Genomic DNA, 22,520 nt, shown 5'->3' on the forward strand with positions numbered 1-22,520 from the left:
GCCATCACTTTTCTGGTCCACCCACCCCGACTACCGCGAGGAGTGGAAAGCGTGAGCGCCGTATTAGGGATCGATCACCCGCTGGCGAGTCCGCTACTGCCGCGTGCGGGCTGCCGATGGGGGAGGATCAAACCCGTGAACAGACGCGATGAACTGATCCTCCGAGCATTCGAGCTGGGATGTGTCGATAAGCCCGAGGAACACACTGATGAGCAGCTCCGTAACGCCATCGAGGCGGCGCAGGCCACGCACTGGACGGCCAACCTGCCGCATGCAGACCGACCTCCCCGCACCATCAGGGGCAGACAAGGCCCCACGGGTCGGCCCTGATACACCGGCCCACGGCCGCAGCCTCGGGCGGGGCGTGAGGCACGCGAGAATGGAGGGGTGACCAGCGTTCTCGAGGATGACGGCTGGCGGTCCCTGCCCGCCCGCGACAAGCAGCATTTGCGTGACCGGCTGCGCGAGGCGTGCGCACGGATGGGCATGCCGCTCGACACCAGCGACACCCCCGGCATGCTCGCCGCCAAACACCAGCCCGGCACCGCCCGGCGTGACTACCTCGACCGCATCGACCGCGAACTGGTGTGGCTGCGTGACACACCCAACGCCAAGCTGATGATTTTCACGCCCAGCCAGGTGGGCAAGTCCACCCGCGTCAGCCGCTGGTTCCCGTTCTGGTGGCTCACCCAAAAGCCTTCGGACCGCATCATTCTCGGCAGCTACGCCAAACACCTAGCCGCAGGCCACTCCGCAGCCTGCCGGGATCTGATCCTGGAGTTCGGGCGCGAGTACGGGCTGCGGCTGCGCAGTGACGAAGCCACCCGCTCGGACTGGACCCTGACCACCGGCGGCGGCTACCGCGGGCGCGGTGTCCGCTCCGGTCTGGTCGGCCAACCGATGGACCTCGGCATAATTGATGATCCTGTGGCCGACCGAGCCGCCGCTGACAGCCCCACCATCCGCGAAGGCGTATGGAACTGGTACTCATCGGCATTCGCGTCGCGTCGCGCCCCGGAATGCCGTGAGGTGCTGGTCATGCACCGCTGGCACCCCGACGATCTGGCCGGGCGCCTGCTCAAACGCGAAGGCCGCGAAGAGGAAGGCGGCCAGTGGCGGGTGCTGCACCTGCCCGCCATCGCCCTGGCACCCGACCCCGCCCGCGGTATCTACCCCGACCCGCTCGGCCGCGAACCCGGTGCGCCGCTGCAGCATCCGAAGATCCCCGCCGACGATGTCGAGGCGCAGGCCAAGCACTGGGCGCGGCTGCGCCAGTCGATGACCGCCCGCGACTGGGCATCGCTGTCGCTCGGGCTGCCGATCACCGCCGAGGGAGCGCTGCTGACCGAGCAGTTGATCGAGGACCGCCGCGCCCAGCCCGGCAGCCCGGCCCGCGTCGGGGTCGGGGTCGACCCGTCCGGTGGTGGCCGCGACACCGCTGGCATCATCGGCGGGCACCTCGACGACACCGGCCGATTCTGGTGGACCCACAACAGGACTGCCCGCATGTCCAGCGCCGAGTGGCCGGTGCAGGCGTGCCTGCTCGCCCACGAAATCGGCGCTGACCGGATCGTGTTCGAATCCAACTACGGCGGCGACATGGCGAAGACGTTGATCACCCAAGCGTGGGATGCGCTGCAGCGCGACGGTGATATACCGCGCGGTGCGCTGTGCCCGTACGTGCGCAGCGTGCACTCGCGCCGTAACAAGACGTTGCGCGCCGAGCCGGTCGCCCAGGCAGTCATCACCGGCCGCATCGGATTCGGCACGCACCCCTCGCTGCAGGGGCTGATCAGCGAGTGGGTCGACTGGGAACCCGGATCGACGTGGTCGCCCGGCGCGCTCGACGCCGCAGTGCATTTGGCCTCGGATCTGCTGCCCGATGTCGCTGCGGGCGCGAAGACCCACAGCGTGGCGGGCCGCCGTCGCGACGGTGTGAACCCGCGCGGCGGTGTCGCCGGGCGGCGCCGATGACTGTCCTGTAATGCCGATTACGTGACGTTAACTTGACAGCGGTAGATCAGGTATATGGACTCGTGCGATTTCGTCGCGCGTCCAACGCCCTGCGCGCCGCCGCGAGTTCGTTCTCCTCAAAGCGATCGTTGGCGTATTGAATCGCAGCGTCGATGAGGTCGCCTAGTCCCGCCGTATCCACCTGTGGGGGACAACGGAAGTTATCGGTCTGAGTTCCTTGGGACTGTCCGCCGGCATAAAGCAATCCAGACTGGTCCAGCTTGCCGTGGAAGTAGTCACCCCAGAAGGGTGGGGCCTTCGGGCTGAATGTCACTGAGACTTTGAGATCCCCGGTTTGTTCATCGTCATCGGCGGGCTCCAGCACGATGTCCTCGATACGCTCGATGCGCTTCCAACCTGCGACGTTCGTCACTTCGATAACTTCAAGGAACTCCGCGTCGGTTTGCAGCGGCTCAAGATCCCTGGTGAATGGACCGCCCATACGCCAGGTTTCCACGTTCGACAGCTGGCTGATTTGCTGACGGGGCTGGAATCTGTCAGGCGGCCGAATGGGGACAGCCTTGGTGGTGTGGACTCGCTTGATCTCTCCACCGAGTTCCTGACGCCAGCGCCGCCCGCCGGCATCGGTGTATTCGACGGCGAACTTGATGCCGCTTGCGTCGCTGGTGTGGACGGTGACGAAGGTGAACCATGCTTCATGGTCGGTGTGGGCGCGGTACGGGGTGAGCTGTTCAGCGGTCGGGATAAATTCGTGGAACCGGTTGTCCTGGGCGACCAGATCAGCTGTCCTGCGCTCGATGCCTGCGTCCGACCCGTAGGGCGAATCGACGTACGGAACGGTGACATCGAAGAACAAGTCTTTGCTTCGATTCTCGATCCGATAGGTGGCCAACGACGAGATCGAGTTCTCGCCCTCAACTTTATAGATGGTCAAGAGCCGAGCCTGTGCCATGTCGTTGTCCTCGCGGATCTCCGCCGCCTGTCGGCGATCGAACCGGGAGTGCGCGCTGGCGACCGAGATGGTGAATGCTGCGATCAAGAAGGCCGCGGCCGTGCCCAGTCCGCCCGCCCAAGTGCCCCAAGCCGAGAACCAGTTCGAGGTGATGTCTCGCGGGCTTCCTGAGGACTTGGCCACAGTCAGCACGACGAAGGCGAGCGCGAACAGGACGACGGCAACGCACACTCCAGTGAGGACGCGCTTGAATTGCTGCTCCTCGGGCAGCCGCGCACTGCCCTCCTCTACACGGGAATGCCACGGCCACTTCACTTGCGTCTCTCCTCTGTAGGGTCGACCAGCTCACCGGAGTCAGATTAGACGACCGCGTGCACCGCGCGGGCCGCCGCACTACGACGCCTCGTCGACACAATCCCAAACGCACGATAATGCCGCATACCGCGCTGTTCGAAGCGGCCAGCCCGACGGGCGCGGACACGGAACATCAACGTCATCAGTCGATCTCCGTATCGGTCGTGTGCGTGGCGGTGATGTCGAGAGTCAGGAACCGTTCCAGCGCAGCGGGTTCCCGATCATCGACGGCAGGGTGGTCGTCGTCGATGATCGGAAACCCGTCATCACCGATCGGGGTCATCCCGAACTCGCTGTGCCGGAAGCCCATCGGCCCGCCCTCGCGGCCGGGATTCCGCGTGATCGGCACATTCAGCTCGCGCATCGCCTCACACCTCGGGTTTGGGCACCCGCAGGCAGCGCGCCAGCTGATCGAGGCTGCCGCTGTCGCGGATACGCCCGTGCGGATCGGTGAGCTTCCAGCCGTACGGCGGCTGGCTGACCCGCTCGACGGTGCAGCCGGGCCCGGCCGCTGCGGCGATCGCCGCCGCCCACTCGCGCACGTACGCCAGCGCAGCCGATTCCGGAACATCCGGTGCAGGGTCGCTGTCCTCGCATGACATCACCTCACGCCCGCATCTGCCCGGCATGGATGCCTGCCGCTGCGGCCAGGGCGCGGCCGGCGGTGGTGATCTGGTAGCGCGCCGCCCCTGCGCGGCACATGATCGCGCCACGGTTTCCCAACTCGGCCACAGCGATGCGTGTGCGTAGCCCTGAGCATCGCGCTTCGCGGGCGAGCTGATCGACCGACAGCGCGCCGCCGTGGATGAGCGCGAACAGGATCGCCTCGTGCGCTTTGGAAACTCCCCGCATGATGTCCTCCTGAGATCGGATCTCTGGTCCTCTTGGGGCGCTGGCGGTTCCGAGAGCAGGGGATCTGACCTGGTACCGCCTGCCTTCAACCCTCCCGCGCGGTTCGGTTCGAATGAAGTAGACGAAAGTCCACGCCGGTATACGCTCGGTCTACGCATCTCCCATAGGGGTGAGGGATTGGGTATGCAAGACGCATGGACCGGTGCCGACGCGACAGCGCTGCGGAAAGCGCTCGGCATCCCACAAAAGGAATTCGCTCGCCTGCTCGGCATCGGCGAGAGCACGGTGAAGAAATACGCCGCGCGCAAAGACACGATCGTGCTGCCGGATCTGTACGCCGACATCATGGAAACAGCCTTGGCACGTGCGACACCCGACCAGCGAGCGCGCTACCTGGCGTCTAAGCAGGCCCGTGTCGAGATAGTCCTGCCCGATAGCGATGACGACCTGCGCGACAGCGACGTGCAGCAGTGGGAGCCGGGTGTATGGACTGCCGATTGTGCCGCGATCGCCCATGACCTCACCCGGAAGGATCTGATAGTGGACCGGCGTCAAGCCACCCGCGCGCTGCTCGGTGTCATCGTCGGAGCGAACCTGCTCGAGCCACTGGAACGGTGGCTGAGCAGCCCGGCGGCGAAGGCTGAAACCGCGGGCCGCGCAACTGGTGTCGGTGTTCAGGAAGTCGAGCAGCTCGAAACCGCTGCCCGCGTGTTTCGCGACTGGGACGACCAATACGGTGGCGGTCTGCGCCGCAAAGCGGTGATCGGCCAGCTCGACGAAGTGACCGGCCTGCTCGACGAGCAGCACCCGCCGCAGTTGCGGGCCCGGCTGACCGTGGTGCTCGCGCAGCTGGCCGAGACCGCCGCGACCATGTCGTGGGATTGCGGACAGCAGGCAGTGGCGCAACGGTATTACGTCCTCGCGGTGCGCGCGGCCAAGGCTGCCGGTGATAGCGCGTTCGCCGCGAACGCGCTCGCCGGGATGGCGCGCCAGCTGCTGTGTCTGGGGCGCGCCAGCGACGCACTGGAACTTGTGCGCCTGGCCCAGGATGTCGCCGGGCCCGGGGCCGCGCCCGCGGTGCGCGCGATGCTCGATACCCGCGAAGCGTGGGCATACGCGAACCTGGCCCGCCCCACTGCCTTTCAGCGCACCAGCGACCGCGGTTATGAAACTCTGGCCGCGGTGGTGGTCGGGGAGAGCCCGCACTGGATCGGCTACTTCGACAGCGCCGAGTTCGCCGGCACGACCGGCGGGCGGCTGCTGGAGATGGCGCAGCGCAGCCCGGAGTTCGCCGCCCCGGCTGCCGAGCACATCGGGCAGGCGATCGCCCTGCGCACACCGAACCGTCTGCGCAGCAGCGCACTCGACCAGCTCGGCATCGCCGAGGCCCGCCTGATTCAGGGCGAGGTCGAACAGGCGTGCCAGCTCGGCACCGCCGCACTGTCCACCGTGGAGCGCACCGCGTCGGATCGCGTGCGGGTCAAGGTCGGTGAGATCTTCGCGCGCACCAGCCAGCTGGCCGACGTCACGGCGGTGGCCGAACTGCGCGACAGGATGCAACCTTTCCTCGCCGCCCCTGTATAGAAGTGGGCATGACACGTATCGCCGTGACCGGACACATGAACATCACTCCTGCCACGGCGCCGCTGGTCTACAGCGCGATCCGCGCCCACCTGGGCGACATGGCAGTGGCATCGGCTGAGCTGGTCGGTATCAGCTGCATCGCCCGCGGCTCGGATTCGGTTTTCGCCCAAGCGGTACTCGATGCCGGTGGACAGCTCGAGGTGGTGCTGCCGTCACGGAACTACCGCAGCGACAAGGTCAAACCCGACCACGTCGAGCAGTTCGATCAGCTGATGGATCGCGCCACCACGGTGCGGGTGATGGACTTCGACGACGCGGGCCGCGAAGCCTACGAGGCAGCGAACGAAGCGGTCGTGGACAGCTGCGATGAGCTTGTGGCGGTGTGGGATTCGCAGCCCAGCGAAAAGGGCGGCACCGGCACGGTCGTCGATCTCGCCCGCGCGAAGGGCGTGCCGGTCACCATCGTGTGGCCCGACGGGGCCGCCCGCAGCTAGCCCGTCGCGCGGGGATCGTCGGGCAGCATCGCCACCAGCTGATCCAGCGGCGGCATAGTGCCCGAGCAGCCGCAGGTGTCCACCCGCACGGTGACGGTCATTGTGCCGCCGTGGATCCCGCCCTGCGGGCCGCGCGGCACCCACGGGCCCACCATCGCGTCAGGGTCCAGCCCGCTGCACTGCACCGCGCGCAGCATCGCGGCGGCGTCGTCGGCTGCGTCGCGGGCCATGCTGTCGAGCACCCCAATCTCGGGCATCGAGTTGTCCTCGGGGGTGTAGTAGCAGCGCGTCACCCCCAGCTCGAACACCGCGGCCAGCTGCGCGACCTGGCCTGCCGGCACCGCCCGCGCGATCGGGGTGGGGAAATCGACGGTCGGGGTGATGGATACGACCCGCGACCACGCCATGCCCTCGCCGTCGTCGCAGGCGCACCACCCGTAATCCGGTGCCATGTTGCCCGCATGCACCACCGAAAGGCACGGTGCCCCTGCGCGGGTCGAGGCCAGCGCCGCGGTGAGCGCGCCGATCAGGGTGTGCGCCACCCGGTACACGCCGGTGTCCATCAGCGCACCCGGATCGGATCGCGGCGGTCGGGGGAGTAGACCCGCGACGGCGCGCGCCGCCCGCCCGGGTTCACCGCGGCCAGCCAGCGATCCACTGTCTCGACCCCGGTCAGCCCGTTGTCGAACAGCGTTGCGGGGTCGATCAGTTGGATGTCGACGCCCTGGCGGGTGACCTGCTGGGCGCGCGCGGGGATCGAGCACTTCCCGTTGCCGGTGCGCGCCTTCAGGAACTCGACCGCGAGATCGACGAGCACGATCAGCGCCGTGTCCGGGATCGGCAGCCCCCGCATGTAGGTCACGGTGAACTGGTCAGGCCGTGTCAGCGGCCACAGCTGGCCGTCGATGCGCACCAGCCAGCGCCGGTTGTGCACCACGTAGGCATCGGCGTCGACCAGCTGCCCGTCGATGCGGACCTCGGTGATCGACTGCACCGGGCCCGGCAGCGCGACCCGCTCACGCGAACCCGTACAGCGGCAGCCGGTCCCGCACCCGCACGCCATGCCCGCCCACGCCCTGGTTTTCAGCGACAGCGCCCCGCCCGGACCGTCGTAGGTCGATTGCTGATCGGGCTCGACTACCGGGGTGACGGTGTCCTCGCACACCCCGAAAACCCTGCCCGACAGCGCCCACAGGGTGGACGCTGCCAGGGCTTCGGCCGCCGCCTTCGCCCCGGCATCAGCCGAGTCGTAGGCGGCCGGCCACTGCGTGATCTGCCATCCGCACGCAGGCATCAGGCGATGACCAGCGCCGTCGCCGCGCACGCAGCCTGCGGCGGTGCCACAAAGGTGATGTGCATGTCGACATGCTGGCCACCACCGATCGGGGTGAGCAGCTTGCCCGCCACCGGCGGATCCGCCTCGGTCGCACCGGCATTCAGGTCGACGTCGTAGGGGCCTTTGCCCCACAGCGACCCGGCCTGCGTGCGCGCGCCTTCAATCTTGAATTTCGCGCCGCCGTTCTCCAGCGTCCACGCGGTGAGCTTGCCGCCGTGCAGCCACGGCGCGAGGAAGTACCCGTACGGCTTGCCCGCGGCGCAGGCCATGCCGGGGATATCGGTCCAGGTCTCGATCGCCCAATCGGACGGCACCACCTGGCCGAGCCGGAAACCCACGGCGTTGCCGAGGTGGTCGAGCACGGTCGGCTGTCCCAGGATCAGGTTGACCGCATCCGGGTTCACGCCCGTGAACTCAATGGCGACCGTGACCCACTTGAGCTGGTCGTCATCCTTGGTGATCCAGGCCAGCTCGCCGTTGGCTTTCTTCTGGCTCGACTCCTGGCCGTCCTCGTATTCGGGGCTGAACTCGACGGTCACGAAACCGTCGAAAGCCAGCGAGTTCTTGGCGCCCGCGACGGCTTCGCCGCACGGGGACACCTTGGTGAGACGGCTTGTCCTGGCGCGGACCGGGTTCCAGCAAGTGGTGGTCATCGGGGGTCTCCAGCCGATAGTGATCGGTGGCCCGGCCCGCAGCCAGCAGCACGTCTGTTAGCAGGATAGTCGGGGTCAGCGGTCACATCCGTGCACTGTCGCGGCGGGGACTGCATCAGCTGTCGCGCTAGGTGTCGAGTCCAGCCCACGAGTCCGCGGCCCACGGCGACCGGAACAGGTTGCCGAAGCTGTTTTGCGCGGTGCACACCACACCGACATAGCGGGTAGACGACCCGACAGCGACCACACCACCGCTGTCCGACCACGTCCACGCCGGGGTCGTGGAGCCGTTCACGTAGGCGCTGTAGGTGGTGCCGTTCGCGGTGAGCCGCAAGCTGGTCGGGGTCGAGATCGACACCTCTGCGGTGCTGCCGCTGTTGAGGCTGTTCGGGCGGGCGGTGAACGTGCCTGCCGAGTCTCGGGTGCCCAGCACCAGCACATTGTTGTAGCCGATGAGCGCCTCGACCCACAGCGTGCCAGCGGCATTGCAGCGCACGATGACACCGGTATAGACGCCGGTTTGGTTGGTGTTACCCAATGTCGGCGCGATGGTCACGATCGAGGCTTCGATGGTGTCACTGGCCAGCGCGCTGGTGTAGCGGGCCGCGTAGGCGGCGCTGACGTTCGTGCCGGGGCTGCCCGATTGCGCCCGGTTGGTGGCGATCGTGGGCGAATTCGATCCGAGTGTGACCCAGTTCGATCCGAGGGTGCTCGCGTCGGTGCGGTTGAAGTCGTCGCTGTAGGACTGTTTCGGCGGGGGCAGGGTCGGCGCGGGCATCGACGCGGACGCCGAACCCGCGGGCGCGGTCGCGATCAGCGCGGCGGCCGGCACGGGCATCGCGGTCGAGGCGGTCGCGGCCGGAACGCTCACCACCTCCTGCACTGACGGCACCGGCATCGCCGCCGAGCAGCTCGCCGAGGCGGGCAGCACCAGCATCGCCAGCGACGCGACACCCGCCCCAGCGCTCGCCCCGGCGGGCGGCACTGGCACGAGCAGCCGCACCGACGGCACTGGCATTGCAGCGGTCGCCGCACCCGATCCGGGCACCATCGCCGCTACCACCTGCGGGGTCGGTGCGTCACCGGACGCGGACGCGCTCGGCGCCGACACGATCAGCGCCGCCTCGGGCACCGGCATCGCAGCGGTCGCGACCATCGCCGGGACCGTGGACGGTTCCTCGTTCGTCACCGTCGGTGGCGGCATCTGCGCGGCCGCCTCGCCCGCGGAGACGGTGACCACCAGCGCGGCGGCCGGTGCCTGCATCGAGGCACCCGCCGAAGCGGCTGGGGCGAGCACTCGCTGAGTGAATGTCGCTGCGGGGGCGGGCATCTGCGCGGTCGCGGCGGCCGAGGCAGGTGAGATCCGCAACGCCACCCCCGGCACGGGCATTGTCGCGGCAGCCTCGGCGGACGGGGGCGGCAGCGTGGCACCGAACGTCGGCGCGGGCATCGCCGCGGTCGCGGTGGCGGGTACCGCGGTCAATGCCGAGACCACCCCGGGGACGGGCATGGTGGCGGTCGCGGTGACGGGCGGGACCATGATCAGCCCAGCCACGTCGAGCCACACCAGCCTTGTCCCGAGGTAGACGCGCCGAACTTGGCGGTCGCCCAGATAGATTCGGAAGACCGGTTGCCCGCGCAGATAGATCCCCACCGTGCCGCCGCTCGATCAGGCCGCAGCCAGATTCAGCACACCGAGCGCATCCCACACCACCGAGAACGTGATGCCGCCCGGGGTCTGGTCCGCGCCGAAGTCGACGTATCCCAGCAGCGGCCGGGTCGCGTCGGTGCTGGGGGTGTTGTCGTACACGATCAGGTTGCGGGCGGTGAATGTTGCTGTGGGCCACGAGATATCGTTCGCGTCCAGGATCAGCCGGTTGTTCGCGCCGTCGTAGCTGATGTTCAGACCGGTCAGCGCGATACCGCCAGCGGTGTATCCACCGGTGGCCGCCAGTTCGTTGGTCAGATCCGATTTGTAGGCGTGCGTGTCCTGGTTCGGGGTGTACCCCGAGGTGGTCAGCAATGCCTTGATCGCGTCGTTGCCCCAGTCGACTTCCTTGCGGGCGAATGCGCGCAGGCCGAGGCCGTACCACTTCGCTGTGACTGCCATGGGGTACTCCTAATCCAATGTGACGTAAAGAGTTTCGGGATCGATAGACGGCAGCGCCGTATAGGCCGCGAGGGTCATGCCCTTCGCGCCATGTATCCCGCCGAGATTGCGCACCGCGGTGGCTTCCTCGGTCGGGGGGACTGGCAGCGCCGCGGCCAGCAGCGGGCCCAGCCGGATCGGTGTGCTGTAGTCGGGGATCTCGATGTCGTAGGCGACACCCCCGAACCGCACACGCGCCGGGCCCGCCGCCAGATCCGGTGTGGTGAACGATCCGTCAGGATCGATCGGGACCGGCACGTACTGCGGTGAGATGATCCGGTCACCGGTATCTGCTTCTCGGTACCACGGCGCCCAGAAATAGATCGCGCCGACATCGGCGTGGCCGCCGAGGTCTACGCAGGTATCGGAGATGACCGTCATGCCGGGCTACTTCGCGCGCGAGGTCCGCTTGGCGGGTGCTGTCGCAGCCGAGGCGCTGGTGTCCTCGCCCGCGTCGTCGGCGACCGGCTCGCCCGCGTCGGCGCTGGCGTCGCTCTGCGCCGGTGCGGGGGTCGTCTCGGGCGAATCCGAATCCGGGTCAGGGATTTCGGTGCTGCCCGCATTTACTACCGGGGTAGAACTCGACTCGGCGCCATCGGCCTGGTCGTCGATGACGAAACCTGCCGCGCGCGCCAGGTCGTCGTCGACCTCGAAACCGAGGTACTTGCCGCCTGTGACGACCTGTACCCGGTCGGGCTGGTCGCCTGCCGCTGAGAGCAGTCGGGCCGCGATGTCCTGGGCGTCGTCGTTGACAGCGAGAATGGTGGGCATGGGGGATTCTCCTAGGTGAGAGTGATCGGAACGGCTGCGCGCACGCAGTCGTCCCAGGCGATGACATAGGTGCGTTCGGCCACGGACCGAATCGTGTTGTCGGCGCGGTCGAATGCCTGCGCCATGGTGTCGGGACGGAAGGTGACCCCGGTCCGCCGGTAGGTGACCGCGCCGGTCACGACCAGCCACGTGGTGCCCGCCGCGGCAGCGCTGCCGTCGGGGCCGGTACCGGGGTAGCCGGACCCGAACGCCCACCGGTTCCCCAGAGGCGTTGTGAGGCGGCCGGGTTCGCTGCCGAGCAGCTGCGCGGTCGCGGCGTGCGCGGCCACCGCGCGCGGGGCATGCAGCACCCCGACACCGCCGTAGCTCGCGCCGAGGAACGCTTCGAGCAGCCCGACACCGCGAGTAATGGACACCGGGGTAGCCGACAGGACCGCGGTCTGCTCGCCGACGGTGTTGCTCATCAGCCGCAGCCCGGTCTCGCTCCACACCGTCTTCTCGACGGCCACCCACTCGGTCGCCAGGGCGGCGGCCGCGCGGTCGCGCATCTGCTGTTCGCTGATTCCGACTGCGTGGCAGGTGAATCCGGCGTACACCACGATCGGGTCGGCGGTGTCGAAACCGATCCCATCGGTCAGCTCTCGGTCGGTGGGGGTGTCCCCGCACAGGGCGGGGTCGGTGTGCGCGGGCCCGCACGGCAGCGGCTCCCACCCGATACCGGATGCGATGCGGCCATTTTCGGCGACCTGGTCGGCCGCCGACTGCAATCCGAACCGCGCGGGACTCACCGCGGGCGCGGCAACGATGATCGGCGGGACAGCCACCGGGAACCTCCTGGATCAGGTAGGGGAGACCAGAACCCGGCCACCGCGAACGGTGGCCGGGCCCAAGGGGTTACGGGGTGACGACGACCTTGCCGTTGGCGTCGAGGACCTGGCCGGCGGCAGTGGACCCGTTGGCAGACAGGGCGATACGCAGCAGCCGCGGCTTGTACCGGCGCTTGATCACCAGCAGCTTTTCCTCGGTGAACAGGTGCAGCACATCGTTGTTCACCAGGTTCTGGGTGTCGTAGACCGCCTGCATGGTGATCACCTCACCGCGCGACCGCAGGTAGGTGCCCGCGATGTACACCAGCACGTCCACCGTGGTCGGCCAGGCGGTGATCGGCGACGCACCACCGAAACCACCCGACACACCGGTGAACGCGTCCTGCCAGTCGAAGACCCACTGCACGCGCGCGTTGCGGCGCGCGAACCAGGCATCGATCTTCGCGTCCTCGACTTCGTATGCCTCGGAAGTCGAAGAGTTCGTGCGGATGGACTGATCCGCGCGCACAACCTCTTTGACCCACAGCGGCAGCGCCACCTCGAGGGTGGTGCTATCGCTGAGGCGATTCGCGTAGCGGATATCGGCGATCTGGATACCGATGCTGTTGAGCAGCTGCGGGGTCGCAGACGGGCCCAGGCTCAGCGTGACCGCCGCACCCGCATCGGCCGCCATGCGGTTGATTGTGCGGGCGTTGACGCGGTGGGCGTGCGCGATCAGCGAGTGCGCGATCACGTCTTCGGTCAGCTCGGAGTAGGCGTTGTGCTGCAGGATGCCGCCGTTGATGCCGAACCCGATCGCCTCGGCGCGGCCTTCCTGCCATGTGGTCGGGCACGGGACGCGGAAAATCGGCTTGGTGGTGCCCGCGACGGTGCCACCGATCGCGGTGGTGAACCCGGTGCCCGCGATCGCCTGCGCTTCGGTCTGGATGAACCCGGTGCCGGTGTAGATCGCGGTGTAATCGGGACCCTCGGTCCAGGTCAGACCGCCACGCGCGGACTGCACATCCGGAACGTCGATCATGCCGGCGCTGGCGTCGGCCAGAATCGGCGACATCTCATACAGGCGTTCGGACGGCGAGCACCAGCCACCCGATGCCAGCAGCGACTTCTGCGGCAGCCGCGACTGATCCGCGGCGCGGTCCATGACATCCATGTCGTCATCGGCGCGGCCGGTGACCTTCAGCTCATCAGGGAACGGGATCGCGAAGTTCGCGATGTTCGCCGAAATGTGAACGTTTTCCTGGATATGGCGGGGGAACGAGTCGAACTTCGCCGTACCCGCCCGCGCGACCGCGGCCAGGTCCGCCATCTGCGCACCGGCCGCGTAACCGGGAACCTCGGCCGCAGCGGTGATCACCACACCGGCCGGGGTCGGATCCGGGCGGCGCACCTCACGGGCGGGAAGGTCGGCCAGCCGGACCGGGCGGCGGCGCGGCGGCGCGGCCGCGACCAGCACCGGTTCCGCGGCGGACGCCGCTGCCGCGTCGGTAGCCACGGGCGCGGCCTCGCCCGCGGCGGATTCACCGGTGCCGCTGTCGGTCTCGCTGGTCTCGGCGGCGCTACCTTCCGCGCCGCCTTCACCGCCGCTGCCCTCGCTCTCGCCCTCACCGGCGTCGGTGTCGGTGTCGTCGGTGCCGTCGCTGTCGCCCGCACCGTCGTCGGCGGTGTCGGTGGCAGGGGCGAGACGGGCGGCCAGATCGGCGATGCGCGCCCGCTGGTCGGCCACCGCCTGGTCGCGGCGCCCGAGTTCGACCCGCACGCCCTCGGCGACCTCGGTGAGAGCTTCGAGGGCGGCCACTTCGTCTTCGGTGTAGTTGCGGCCGGCGTCGTCGCCGCGCAGCTCCCCGAACTTCGATACGGTCTCGTCGAGCAGAGCCTGTACATCGACCTCGCCCGCGGCTTCGGCGAGCAGGGCAGCCACGGCATCCTTGCCGGTCTGGCCTTCGTCCACACCGGTGGCGGCGTCGATGAGCTTCTGGAGAGTGATCTTCACTGCTGCCTCCGTGCGGGCAACCAAAAGTTGGTGCCCGGCCCGGAGCCAGCGGCTTAGCTGCGTCTAGAGTAGCCGCTCACCGCTGTATCGCCTGGTACGTCCCACCTACCTGCCCGGCGACCACGCGCGCTTCGCCCTCGCTCGCGTAGGTGATGGTCTGCCCGTCGGGGTGCACCACCTGGTGCAGCAGCCGGGTAGGTCCGCAGTTGCAGCCCATGATCAGTTGTCCTTTCCCTGGTCAGCGCCGGGCCACCGGCCGAAGACCTTGTGGTAGTAGTTCGCCGCGAGCCCCTTGATCTGCTCGGGGGTCATCTCGTCAGCGGGGATTTCCTTGGTCAGTTCCTCGACCAACTTGGTGTAGGGGTGGGCGTCGCTCGACCAGCGCGCCAACCCTTTGCCCTCGGTCCAGTACTTCTCCAGCGGCTTGGCCTTGTGGTCGTCGACCGGGCCAGCGCCAGCCGCGACCAGCACCCGCCGCGCCGCCAGCGCCGCCCGCTCGGCCCGGAAGAACCCTTCGACGAAACTCGCTCGCCGCGCACGCAGCAGTTCATCGAGGGTGGGGCGGTGCACGCGCGGCGGGCGGCGGCGCACACCGGCAGTGACCAGGGTCCGCACCCCCGACGCGGCCAGCGCCCTGGTCCTGGGCACGGGGAAGCCCGGTACGTTCACCCCCAGCACCGCGACCAGCTCGAGGTTCTCGGGTCCGGAGCGGCGTCGGATCCCGCGCCAGTCACCCGAGACACCGCTGCGGCGCAGCTCATCGATCCGGTCCTCGGTGACTCCGGGCAGGATCCGCCCGGACAGCCACGGCCCGCCCGCGCCGTCGCGGCAGCGGACCACCGCGACCGCGGTGCCGGTGTGGTCGTAGTGCTCGGCAGCGGCCCGCGCGCTGGCATGCAGTGAGGCGTGCCCGGTGCCGAGGGTGATCTTTCCGACCGCGAGAGTGCCTGTGTCGGTGCGGATCTCGCCCTGGTGGAAGTAGGCGTAGTCGCTGGCGCTGGTGGGTGGGGTCACGCAGATGTCGGTGAATCCGATGTGGCAGACCTCGCTGTCGGCCAGGTGGCCGAACACGCGCCCGTCGTCGGTGACCGTGAGCGCGGTCAGCTCATCGGGTTCGGGCATCTCGAAGTCGCGGTGGTCGTAGACGACCGCCGCGGCGGTCAGGGCCGCGGTCACCGGTTCCAGCGCGATATCGGTGTTCTGTCCGGCGAATGCGACGCGCAGCCGGTCGAAGCGGATCGCGCCGGTCTCGGTCAGCTGGTCGACGGGCAGCCCGTACCCAGCCGTCAGGTGCGGCACGAACGGATCGTGCTGGGCAGGCATCGGGCCGCCGATGTCGAGCAGCGCGCCGAGCACCGCCTGCCGGAAGTCGCCGAGCCCGTCGGCGCCGACCAGGTACACCGCGCACGGCTGATCCCCGTCCGGGTTGAACTGGGCCCACCCCCACACCTCGCCGGCCATCGGGCCGGTCGGCGCTATGTCGGCGATCGCGGTGCGCACCGCGTCGGCCTGCTCGGGTGACCAGTCCGCGGCCTCACCCAGATAAGCAAGCGTGACGTGCAGTTCCTCGACCGGGTCACCACCTGCCACCGCGAGGCGCTGTGCATCCTCGGCGGCGGGGATCAGCGCCACCATCGCGCCGGTGTGCTCGGGCGCGGTGTCGTCTTCCTCGTCGTCGCCGTCATCGACCGGTTCGGTATCCGCGCCGGCAAGTTCGCTGTCGGCCGGTGCGCTGCCATCGGGCGCGGCAGCAGCGGTCAGCGCCGCCACGTCGTCGGCGGGGGAGATCTGCGCGCCTTCGAACGCTGGGCTGGATACGAGCGTGGCGCCCATGACCTTCCACTGATCGAACCGATACAGCCAGCCCGCGACGGGGCAGGGCATGGGCGGCTGGCCAGGTTCGGGTTCGGGCTGTTCGCTCATCCACGCGGCCATCACGTCGTCGGGCACCTCGGCACCGGCCTCATCGATCGGGACCTCGGTCCAGGCGATATCGGACAGGTCCGCCGACACCCAGCCCGCGACCCCGCGCGCGAGCCGCGCCGCCCAGTCCGCGGCGGTCGGGTCGGCCAGATCGAAGGTGCCCTCGGCCCACACCGCGCCGTCTTGCACCCACAGGCGGGTGATCAGCCCGACCACCTCGGATCCCTTGTGTGCGTCGTCGAGGGTGCGCTGCGCATTGAGCGGCAGCGGCAGCGGCCGGGTGGGTACCTGGTCGCCGATCAGGGTGAATTCGCGGCCGTCACCTGAGGGGGTGTTGACCGGCAGGATCGGGCCGCGCCATCCGGTCGGCGGCGAGCCCGGCCCGTCTGGTGCGCCGGTCGTGGGTGCGGCATCGACGGGTGCGGTCATCACAGCTCCAATCATGGGAAACAGATGCACTGTATCCACGATTATCGGCACGAGCGGATCAGAACACCGCGCCGCGCGGGCCCTGCGGTAGCCGCGGATAGGCGGGAATCGCGCCGGCAGTCTGCGGGTCGGGGATCACGAACAGCGCCGCGGCCAGCAGCTCGGACTCGCCCGGCCCGTACCCGGTCTGGATCGGCCCGGTCGGGGTCAGCGGGAACGAAAACCCCGGCGCGCTCAGCTGCGCGGTCGTTTCGGGGTCGGCTTTCCAGTCGTGGCCGTCCCAGTTCAGCCAGCGCACGCGATCACTGCCGCTGTAGACGGTCCAGCTCATAAGAGCACCAGCGCGGCGATCATGAACCAGGTCAATTGCCCTCCATCCGGGTCGCCGTATCGCGTAAGCGACCGGCCGAACAGGTCCTGCAAACCCACCTGGAACGCTTCGTGCGCGATCCGGGCAGGGTCACGGCTACTCGGAGAGTAGGTCTTGCCGGCGTAGGCGTGGATCCACTTGTCTTTCAGCGCCATCTCGCCACTACCAGGGTAGATCTCGCGCGAGGATTCCAGGTTGCCGTGGACTGTGGCGCGCCGCCGCACCAGCGCGTATTCCAGCGCGGTCAGCCCGGCCACGGCCTGTTCCATGCGGTGGCCGAGTTCGTGGCACGCCACCTCTTCCTCGTAGTTGGTGAACGCGCCGTCATAGTCGGTGCCGAAGGAACCCGGCGCGGATCCGGTCAGCAGGTCGCGGCCGTTGCCGCCCATGCGGGAGCCGAAGAACGCGCGCTTGACCTCGGCGAGGACCAGTTCGCCGCGGTTGTCGGCGGCTTCGAGCCAGGCCCGGGGGAACATCTGCTCGGCGGCGCGGAAGTTGTCGATCACCTGCTGCGTCGCCGGGTGTAGAGGATCGTTGGGGTCGGGGTAGATCCCGGCGGGGATGGTCGTGGTGATCTGCTGGGCATGCCCACCGAACTTGCGGACCTCGGCCAGCGCGGCGCGGATGATCTCGGCCTCGATCCGCACCCGCTCACGGTGGCGGTCGAAAATGTCTTGTGAGGACTGGGGGCGGGCGTCCTCGGCCAGGCGCGCGGCCCGCAGCACCGCGTCGGTTTCCATCGCCGCGGCGATGTCGGCCCACATCGATTCGCCGACCGCCAGCACCGAATCCAGGTGCGCGTCGAGTTCGGCCGGGGGTAGCAGATTGCCGTAGCTGTCGCTGAGGTACGGCGATTCGGTCAGCGCTGGCTGCATCCGCGACCACAGCGCGCCCGTGGGCGGATCCTCGCGCATGTCATGCAGCGCTTTCTGCTCGACCTCGATGCGGGTCTGTAGATTCATGTAGCCCTCGATCAGCTCGCGCTCTTCGCGGACCCGCGCCAGGTCACGTGAAATCTTCTCGATGCTGCGCTGCGAGCGGGCCCGCGAGAGCTTGCCTTCGAGGTCGGACTGCTCGCGCTGGCGCCGATAGCTCATGGTCCACAGATCGTTTGAATCGAGATCCCGGAACGGCGCCAGGCGTGGATCGGCGCGCATCGCGGCCAGCTCACTGTCCATCCGGTCAAGGGTGCGTTGGTTCTCCCAGATGCTGCGCTCGAGGAACGTTTCTCGCGGGCGGATCTCGCGCGGCGCGGTGATCGCCTGCCAGCCATCCATGTCATCGGGCAGCGCGCGCTGCGCCTGCTGGATCTGGTCGTGGGTGCTCGCCGACAGGATCGGGCCGCGCTCGAAGTCGCCGAGGTCTTCGGCGTCATGTTCGTGGTCGGGTTCGTCGTCGGTGGTGTCGAACTGGGCGAAAAAGTCGTCGACTTCGTCGTGCCCGTCGTCGTGCTCGCCCGGGTCGAGGTCCTCGGGTTTCCCGTCGCCGAGGTCATCGTGATGGTCGTCGTGCTCGCCGGTGTCGTCGAGGTTGTCGTCTCGGTGGTCGTGCTCGTCGCCCTGGCCCTCGCCGCCGCCCTGGTCGTCTCGGTGGCCGCCCTCGCCGCCGCCTTGGTCTTCGCCGTGGTCGCCGTCGCCGTGGCCGCTTTCATCAGGGGTGAGGTCGTCGACGACTTCGCCGCGCTGTTCGCGCTGCCAGCGGTCGAGCGCGGTCGCGGCGTCGTCTTCGTCGTCGGGCCCGATGCGGGCATGCCCGGGACCGACACCGCGCCCGCCCCACACCCCTTGCAGCGCGTCCTGCACTTCGTCCTCGCGCAGATACATTGTGGTGCACCGGCAGTTGATCACCTCGCCCGCAGGCCCGCCGGCCTCGCCGGGATGCTGCAGCCGCGCGCGGCCGACCTGGAACGGTTCGTGCAGCTTGACCATCTGCCCGTCGGCCACGACGTGGGTGCCGCGGGTGCGTTCGTCGGTGGTCGACAGCCACCGCTTATAGGTCGCCGTTCCCCCGGCCGCCGCGACGGCTTGGGCAGCGGCGAGCGCGCCGCCCTCGATCGCGCCATGGGTTTCGGTGCGTGCGATGCGCCGTGCCAACCATTGCCACTGCTGCAGCGATTCGTCGTGCTGATCCCACAGCGCGCGCTTGCGGGCCCGCAGCGCCGCCTTATCGGCCCGCGACAGGTCCGAATCCGGATCGGCCAGCTGCCGGTCGATCTCGGAGATCTCGGCCCGGATCCGCCGAGTCGGGGCGTCGATATTCAGGATTCGGCCGATGCGCTCGGTCATCTGGTCGTAATCCATACCCTCGGAAAGCATTTCGAGCAGCTCGGGCCGCAGTTCCTCGAAGGCACCCTCGGGCCAGATCTTCAACCGATCGTGCACGTGCTCGAGGTAGTCGAGCTGGAACGGCAGTGGGGAGATGTCTGCGCGGCGTGCGGCGTCGAGGAACCCTTCGCCGAACGCTTCGGACAGGGCGGGGTCGACGTGCTCGGCGACCCCGCGCGCCCACACCTGCGCCGCACCGCGCGCGGCATCGATGTCGGGTTCGGCGGCGGCGGTCAGTGCGGGCGGGCTGTCGAGGAGCTGCAGGGCGGCGGGCGGCAACGGTTGCCCGAGCACCAGGGCGCGCGCGGCATCGAGCCACACCGTCATCGCCTCGATGACACCGGCGAACACGCGCGCTTCGGCGCGGCGCTGCCGGTCTACCGCGTGCAGCCGCTGCGCCAGCCACGGATCACGCGGGCTCACACGCCACCGCCAGCACCTGCCGCAGCTCGGACGCCTGGTGAGCGCGCCCGGACACGATCAGCTGCCGCACATACCAATCCGCGGCCGTGATGATGCGCGGCTGGTCGGGCACCACCTGGGCCAGCAGATCCCACACCCCCACCAGCAGCCGATCGCACTGCTCAGGCGCGGCGGCCAGGCGGCGCGCGGTATGGACCTGCCACGCCGGGAGCTTGTAGAGCTGGCCGCGTCCGCCGCGCCCACTGTTGTGGTGGGCGCGTTTGCCGGCCAGCTCGAGCGCGCGCAGCACCGCCACCTCGACCGCCAGCGCCACGCACTCGGGTGCCTCGGCCGCCGCGGTCACGGGGCGCTCCCATCCGGGGCGTTGGAGGGGGCCGGCTGCTCGGGCAGAGACCGCTGCCCGCTGTCGCCGCCGCTGTCGGCGGGCGGAGAGTCGGCGGGTGCGGTGTCGGTGGGCGGGGTGTCGCCGCCGGTCGCCGCCGCGATGTCGGAGGTCTGATTGAGCACGCTCGTGTCGACGTTGATGCCCAGCAGCGGCAGCAGCAGTGGTGCGAGCGAGGGCGCGGCGATCAGCAGCTTGGTCAGCAGGATCTGTGTCTTCTCGGTGTCGGTGGGCTTGTCGGCGTCACCGAAACCGTTCTCCCGCAGCGTCGCGTCCAGCGACAGCGCAGCACGGTCGAACAGCTCACGGCTGTCGGCACTGCGATCCGGGCGCAGCCGCAGCGCCGACGCGTCGTACCAGACCAGGTATTTGTTCCAGTCCGGTACGCCTTCGGCACGCAGCAGCGGATGCAGCCAGCCGATGGTGAGGGTGTGGGCGATGAACACCATGACCGGTGTGACCGCCAGTTTCACGTCCTCTTCCGAGATCGCCCACGCGCTCCAATGGTTGGATCCCGAGCCGAGCCCGAGCAGCGCTTCGGGTGGGGAATCCATGCCGAGGGCGATCCGGCGGATCGCTTCGTTGCGCAGCTCGACCGCCTTGGGATCCAGCGGCTCGGCGAACTTGATGTGCTTGACCTTGTCGATCAGCTCGCCGGGTGCCTTGGCGACCAGCGGCACCAGCGCCGCGGCGCTGCCCCGGTCCTTGATCGGGGTCAGCATCATTTCCATCAGGTCGCGCACGAAAGGATCGATGTCCTCGTCATCGTCGCCGCTCGGGCTGCCTTGCCCACCCAGCACCTCGAGTTCTTGGGGCACCAGCAGCAGGCCCGCACCGGCCAGACGCGAATCGATCTGTGCCGATACGTGTTCGGTCAGTCCGCGCAGCTCTCGGGCGACCGGCATGATCGCGCGCGCCCCGCAGTCGGCCCACGCACTCTGCCTCGGGTGCGGAATCCAGCCGCGCACCACATGCTCGTCGGGGCGCAACGGCCGAGGGTCCAGGCCGTTGTTGTAGGTCCAGGACTTGCCGGCCGGAGTGAGTTCCTGCACCGAGCACGGCTGCCAGGTGAACGTGTCGTCTTCCCCGTCGCCGAGCAGCAGCAGTGTCTCGCCGTTGAACCCGAAATGCTGGCCTGCCCGGAACAGGTTCTGGCTGTTGGCGGCCGGGTTGCCGAACATGCGATCGCCCAGCTCAGCGGGTAGACCCTCGGTCACTTCCACCGGTTCGTCGCCGAGGGATTCGACCTTGGCGATCATCGGCCGCATCCCCCCGACCGAGCGCGCGATGCGGTCACCGCTGAAGCGCAGCTCACCGATCTCATCGCGCAGATCCCAGATCTCATCCTGCCAACGCTGTTTGGTGTTCTTGGCCGTGGTGCGCGCGACGGTCGGGCCCGCGAGGATCTGTGCGGCGGCGGTGATCGTGCGCGGCGGCCGGAGTGGATTGGTGCGGGTGGCTTGGTCGAGATGAAATTGCGTGAGCACTGCCCCCGGTACGCGGGCCCGCGCCCCGCGCCGCGTGCCCGCCGTGGCGGCCAGCTGCTCGGCGATGCGCGCTGCGGTCGATTCCGGGCGGCGGTTCATGAGCGGTCCCCGTCGAAGTGGGTCGCGCCCAGCCCGATCAGGTGCGATGCGCTCAGCGCGGCGGCCGACCAGATGAACCACGGCTGATCACCATAGAAATATCCGGCGGTGAAAACAGCTGCCGCGCACCACATTCCGAAGCACCACGCGCACGTCACCAGCCACGACAGGTCACTGGCGTGGCCGGTGCGGGTGATCACCGCGGTCCGCAGGTGCCGGGTGATGTAGTCGTCTGTCACCAGCCGGGTCAGGCGCGCGGCGGCGCCGAGGCAGAGCAGGAATGTCAAGAAAGGCACGGCTGACCACCTTCGACGCTGAAATACATAGAGACAGTGTGACTGTATCCTCGCTCGCATGACCGATGTGACTGTGCGAGCCGAGCAAGCCTTCGAGGACTGGGCGGCGGGCGAGGTCCGCACGGTGGCCCACACCCCGCGTATCAGCACCCTGATCGCCGACGGGCGCGTGACCGTGCTCGCCGACTCGACCCCGCCCGCCGAGGACTCGGCCGAGGCGCAGGTAGAGGATCGTGCAGAGGCGGTCCAGCAGGCCAGCGACGCGGCGGCCGAAGCGCAGGCCGACCTGATCAGCGCCCGCGCGGATGCGGCCGAGCTGCTCGCCGAGCCCGAGCCGTCGGCACCGCGGGCGCGCCGCTCGCGCACCGACAAGGCGTAGCGCCGTGACCTCGGGCCAGGTCCACCGCGACCGCATCAACGCCGCGATGCAGAGCGCCGCCGTGCGTTGGGGTGACCGAGTCGGCCGCGAGATCGCCAACAGGGCGAAAGCCAATTGCCCCGTGGATGAGGGCAGGCTGCGGGCCAGCATCACGCACCTGGTCACCGCCACCTCGAGCGGGGCGATCGTGCGCGTCGGATCCCCGCTGGCCTACGCCCGCTGGCGGCATGAGGGCACCGGCCTATTCGGGCCGCACCACGCCCGCATCGTGCCCGTCACCGCCAAGGCCCTGAAGTTCCGGGCCGGCCGAACGATCGGGCCGCTACCGCCTGGTGTCCGCCGCCCCGCCAAGACGCAGCGCGCATGGGTGTTCGCCAAGTCGGTGAAGGGCACCCCCGGCTCGCCCTACCTGACCCAAGCGCTCGAAGAAGTGTTCGGCCCCGGCATCTCCCGCAACCCCACCACCTAG

The 22,520-nt window shown here is 68.9% G+C and carries 26 protein-coding genes; 6 read left to right on the forward strand and 20 right to left on the reverse strand.

The window, feature by feature from the left end; genetic code table 11:
* Window positions 1-387: 387 nt before the first annotated feature.
* On the forward strand, window positions 388-1,974 hold the full coding sequence (locus ACFXN1_RS39940; RefSeq protein ID WP_379437148.1) for a terminase large subunit domain-containing protein: 1,587 nt from the start codon (window positions 388-390) through the stop codon (window positions 1,972-1,974).
* A 46-nt stretch (window positions 1,975-2,020) separates the two neighbouring features.
* Here ACFXN1_RS39940 and ACFXN1_RS39945 read toward each other — a convergent pair whose 3' ends face one another.
* The 4 genes from ACFXN1_RS39945 to ACFXN1_RS39960 form a co-directional block, all read right to left on the reverse strand.
* Window positions 2,021-3,241 (reverse strand): hypothetical protein, encoded by a 1,221-nt coding sequence (locus ACFXN1_RS39945; protein WP_379437147.1) that lies wholly within the window; start codon window positions 3,239-3,241, stop codon window positions 2,021-2,023.
* A gap of 181 nt (window positions 3,242-3,422) precedes the next feature.
* Window positions 3,423-3,644, reverse strand: coding sequence for a hypothetical protein (locus tag ACFXN1_RS39950; RefSeq protein WP_379437146.1), 222 nt, complete (start codon window positions 3,642-3,644; stop codon window positions 3,423-3,425).
* 4 nt (window positions 3,645-3,648) lie between these two features.
* The gene (locus ACFXN1_RS39955) at window positions 3,649-3,882 is read right to left on the reverse strand and encodes a hypothetical protein (RefSeq protein WP_379437145.1); all 234 of its coding nucleotides are present in this window, start codon (window positions 3,880-3,882) and stop codon (window positions 3,649-3,651) included.
* 4 nt (window positions 3,883-3,886) lie between these two features.
* Window positions 3,887-4,132, reverse strand: a complete 246-nt coding sequence (locus ACFXN1_RS39960; protein ID WP_379437144.1) for a hypothetical protein — start codon at window positions 4,130-4,132, stop codon at window positions 3,887-3,889.
* Window positions 4,133-4,315: 183 nt separating this feature from the next.
* On the opposite strand from ACFXN1_RS39960, the gene ACFXN1_RS39965 reads away from it, so the two are divergent.
* Entirely contained in the window at window positions 4,316-5,716 is a 1,401-nt protein-coding gene (locus tag ACFXN1_RS39965; protein ID WP_379437142.1) for a hypothetical protein, read from the forward strand.
* Window positions 5,717-5,724: 8 nt separating this feature from the next.
* Complete coding sequence (locus ACFXN1_RS39970; protein WP_379437140.1) at window positions 5,725-6,210, forward strand: hypothetical protein; 486 nt, start codon at window positions 5,725-5,727, stop codon at window positions 6,208-6,210.
* Here ACFXN1_RS39970 and ACFXN1_RS39975 read toward each other — a convergent pair.
* From ACFXN1_RS39975 to ACFXN1_RS39990, 4 genes are all read right to left on the reverse strand, one after another.
* On the reverse strand, window positions 6,207-6,773 hold the full coding sequence (locus ACFXN1_RS39975; RefSeq protein WP_379437139.1) for a hypothetical protein: 567 nt from the start codon (window positions 6,771-6,773) through the stop codon (window positions 6,207-6,209). The two genes, ACFXN1_RS39970 and ACFXN1_RS39975, sit on opposite strands and share 4 nt — an antisense overlap.
* Window positions 6,773-7,504 (reverse strand): hypothetical protein, encoded by a 732-nt coding sequence (locus tag ACFXN1_RS39980; RefSeq protein ID WP_379437137.1) that lies wholly within the window; start codon window positions 7,502-7,504, stop codon window positions 6,773-6,775. The genes ACFXN1_RS39975 and ACFXN1_RS39980 overlap by 1 nt, the downstream gene beginning before the upstream one ends.
* Window positions 7,504-8,085 carry a hypothetical protein gene (locus ACFXN1_RS39985; RefSeq protein ID WP_379463854.1) on the reverse strand — a complete coding sequence of 194 codons (582 nt, stop codon included), beginning with the start codon at window positions 8,083-8,085 and terminating at the stop codon, window positions 7,504-7,506. The genes ACFXN1_RS39980 and ACFXN1_RS39985 overlap by 1 nt, the downstream gene beginning before the upstream one ends.
* A 241-nt stretch (window positions 8,086-8,326) precedes the next feature.
* Window positions 8,327-9,463, reverse strand: coding sequence for a hypothetical protein (locus tag ACFXN1_RS39990; RefSeq protein WP_379437134.1), 1,137 nt, complete (start codon window positions 9,461-9,463; stop codon window positions 8,327-8,329).
* Between the two features lie 40 nt (window positions 9,464-9,503).
* Between ACFXN1_RS39990 and ACFXN1_RS39995 the strand changes: the two genes are divergently transcribed.
* The gene (locus ACFXN1_RS39995) at window positions 9,504-9,785 is read left to right on the forward strand and encodes a hypothetical protein (RefSeq protein ID WP_379437133.1); all 282 of its coding nucleotides are present in this window, start codon (window positions 9,504-9,506) and stop codon (window positions 9,783-9,785) included.
* Between the two features lie 83 nt (window positions 9,786-9,868).
* On the opposite strand, the gene ACFXN1_RS40000 is transcribed toward ACFXN1_RS39995, so the two are convergent.
* From ACFXN1_RS40000 to ACFXN1_RS40055, 12 genes are all read right to left on the reverse strand, one after another.
* Complete coding sequence (locus ACFXN1_RS40000) at window positions 9,869-10,309, reverse strand: hypothetical protein (RefSeq protein WP_379437131.1); 441 nt, start codon at window positions 10,307-10,309, stop codon at window positions 9,869-9,871.
* A gap of 9 nt (window positions 10,310-10,318) precedes the next feature.
* Window positions 10,319-10,729, reverse strand: a complete 411-nt coding sequence (locus ACFXN1_RS40005; protein WP_379437130.1) for a hypothetical protein — start codon at window positions 10,727-10,729, stop codon at window positions 10,319-10,321.
* Between the two features lie 6 nt (window positions 10,730-10,735).
* The gene (locus ACFXN1_RS40010) at window positions 10,736-11,119 is read right to left on the reverse strand and encodes a hypothetical protein (protein ID WP_379437128.1); all 384 of its coding nucleotides are present in this window, start codon (window positions 11,117-11,119) and stop codon (window positions 10,736-10,738) included.
* A gap of 11 nt (window positions 11,120-11,130) precedes the next feature.
* Window positions 11,131-11,943 (reverse strand): hypothetical protein, encoded by an 813-nt coding sequence (locus ACFXN1_RS40015; protein WP_379437127.1) that lies wholly within the window; start codon window positions 11,941-11,943, stop codon window positions 11,131-11,133.
* A 70-nt stretch (window positions 11,944-12,013) separates the two neighbouring features.
* Window positions 12,014-13,939, reverse strand: coding sequence for a major capsid protein (locus ACFXN1_RS40020; protein WP_379437125.1), 1,926 nt, complete (start codon window positions 13,937-13,939; stop codon window positions 12,014-12,016).
* A 76-nt stretch (window positions 13,940-14,015) separates the two neighbouring features.
* The gene (locus tag ACFXN1_RS40025) at window positions 14,016-14,156 is read right to left on the reverse strand and encodes a hypothetical protein (RefSeq protein WP_379437124.1); all 141 of its coding nucleotides are present in this window, start codon (window positions 14,154-14,156) and stop codon (window positions 14,016-14,018) included.
* Window positions 14,157-14,158: 2 nt separating this feature from the next.
* Window positions 14,159-16,291 (reverse strand): 2'-5' RNA ligase family protein, encoded by a 2,133-nt coding sequence (locus ACFXN1_RS40030; protein ID WP_379437122.1) that lies wholly within the window; start codon window positions 16,289-16,291, stop codon window positions 14,159-14,161.
* A gap of 58 nt (window positions 16,292-16,349) precedes the next feature.
* A complete protein-coding gene (locus tag ACFXN1_RS40035) occupies window positions 16,350-16,622 on the reverse strand; it encodes a hypothetical protein (protein WP_379437121.1) in 273 nt (90 codons plus the stop codon).
* Window positions 16,619-19,408, reverse strand: a complete 2,790-nt coding sequence (locus tag ACFXN1_RS40040; RefSeq protein WP_379437119.1) for a phage minor head protein — start codon at window positions 19,406-19,408, stop codon at window positions 16,619-16,621. The genes ACFXN1_RS40035 and ACFXN1_RS40040 overlap by 4 nt, the downstream gene beginning before the upstream one ends.
* On the reverse strand, window positions 19,395-19,751 hold the full coding sequence (locus ACFXN1_RS40045; protein WP_379437118.1) for a hypothetical protein: 357 nt from the start codon (window positions 19,749-19,751) through the stop codon (window positions 19,395-19,397). The genes ACFXN1_RS40040 and ACFXN1_RS40045 overlap by 14 nt, the downstream gene beginning before the upstream one ends.
* Entirely contained in the window at window positions 19,748-21,376 is a 1,629-nt protein-coding gene (locus ACFXN1_RS40050; RefSeq protein ID WP_379437116.1) for a hypothetical protein, read from the reverse strand. The genes ACFXN1_RS40045 and ACFXN1_RS40050 overlap by 4 nt, the downstream gene beginning before the upstream one ends.
* Window positions 21,373-21,672, reverse strand: coding sequence for a hypothetical protein (locus tag ACFXN1_RS40055; RefSeq protein ID WP_379437115.1), 300 nt, complete (start codon window positions 21,670-21,672; stop codon window positions 21,373-21,375). The genes ACFXN1_RS40050 and ACFXN1_RS40055 overlap by 4 nt, the downstream gene beginning before the upstream one ends.
* Window positions 21,673-21,730: 58 nt before the next feature.
* Here ACFXN1_RS40055 and ACFXN1_RS40060 point away from each other — a divergent pair, with 58 nt between their 5' ends.
* Entirely contained in the window at window positions 21,731-22,051 is a 321-nt protein-coding gene (locus ACFXN1_RS40060) for a hypothetical protein (RefSeq protein WP_379437113.1), read from the forward strand.
* A gap of 4 nt (window positions 22,052-22,055) precedes the next feature.
* Entirely contained in the window at window positions 22,056-22,520 is a 465-nt protein-coding gene (locus ACFXN1_RS40065; protein ID WP_379437112.1) for an HK97 gp10 family phage protein, read from the forward strand.

It is taken from the genome of Nocardia sp. NPDC059154, from assembly GCF_042755705.1.
In the GTDB taxonomy this organism is placed as follows: domain Bacteria; phylum Actinomycetota; class Actinomycetes; order Mycobacteriales; family Mycobacteriaceae; genus Nocardia.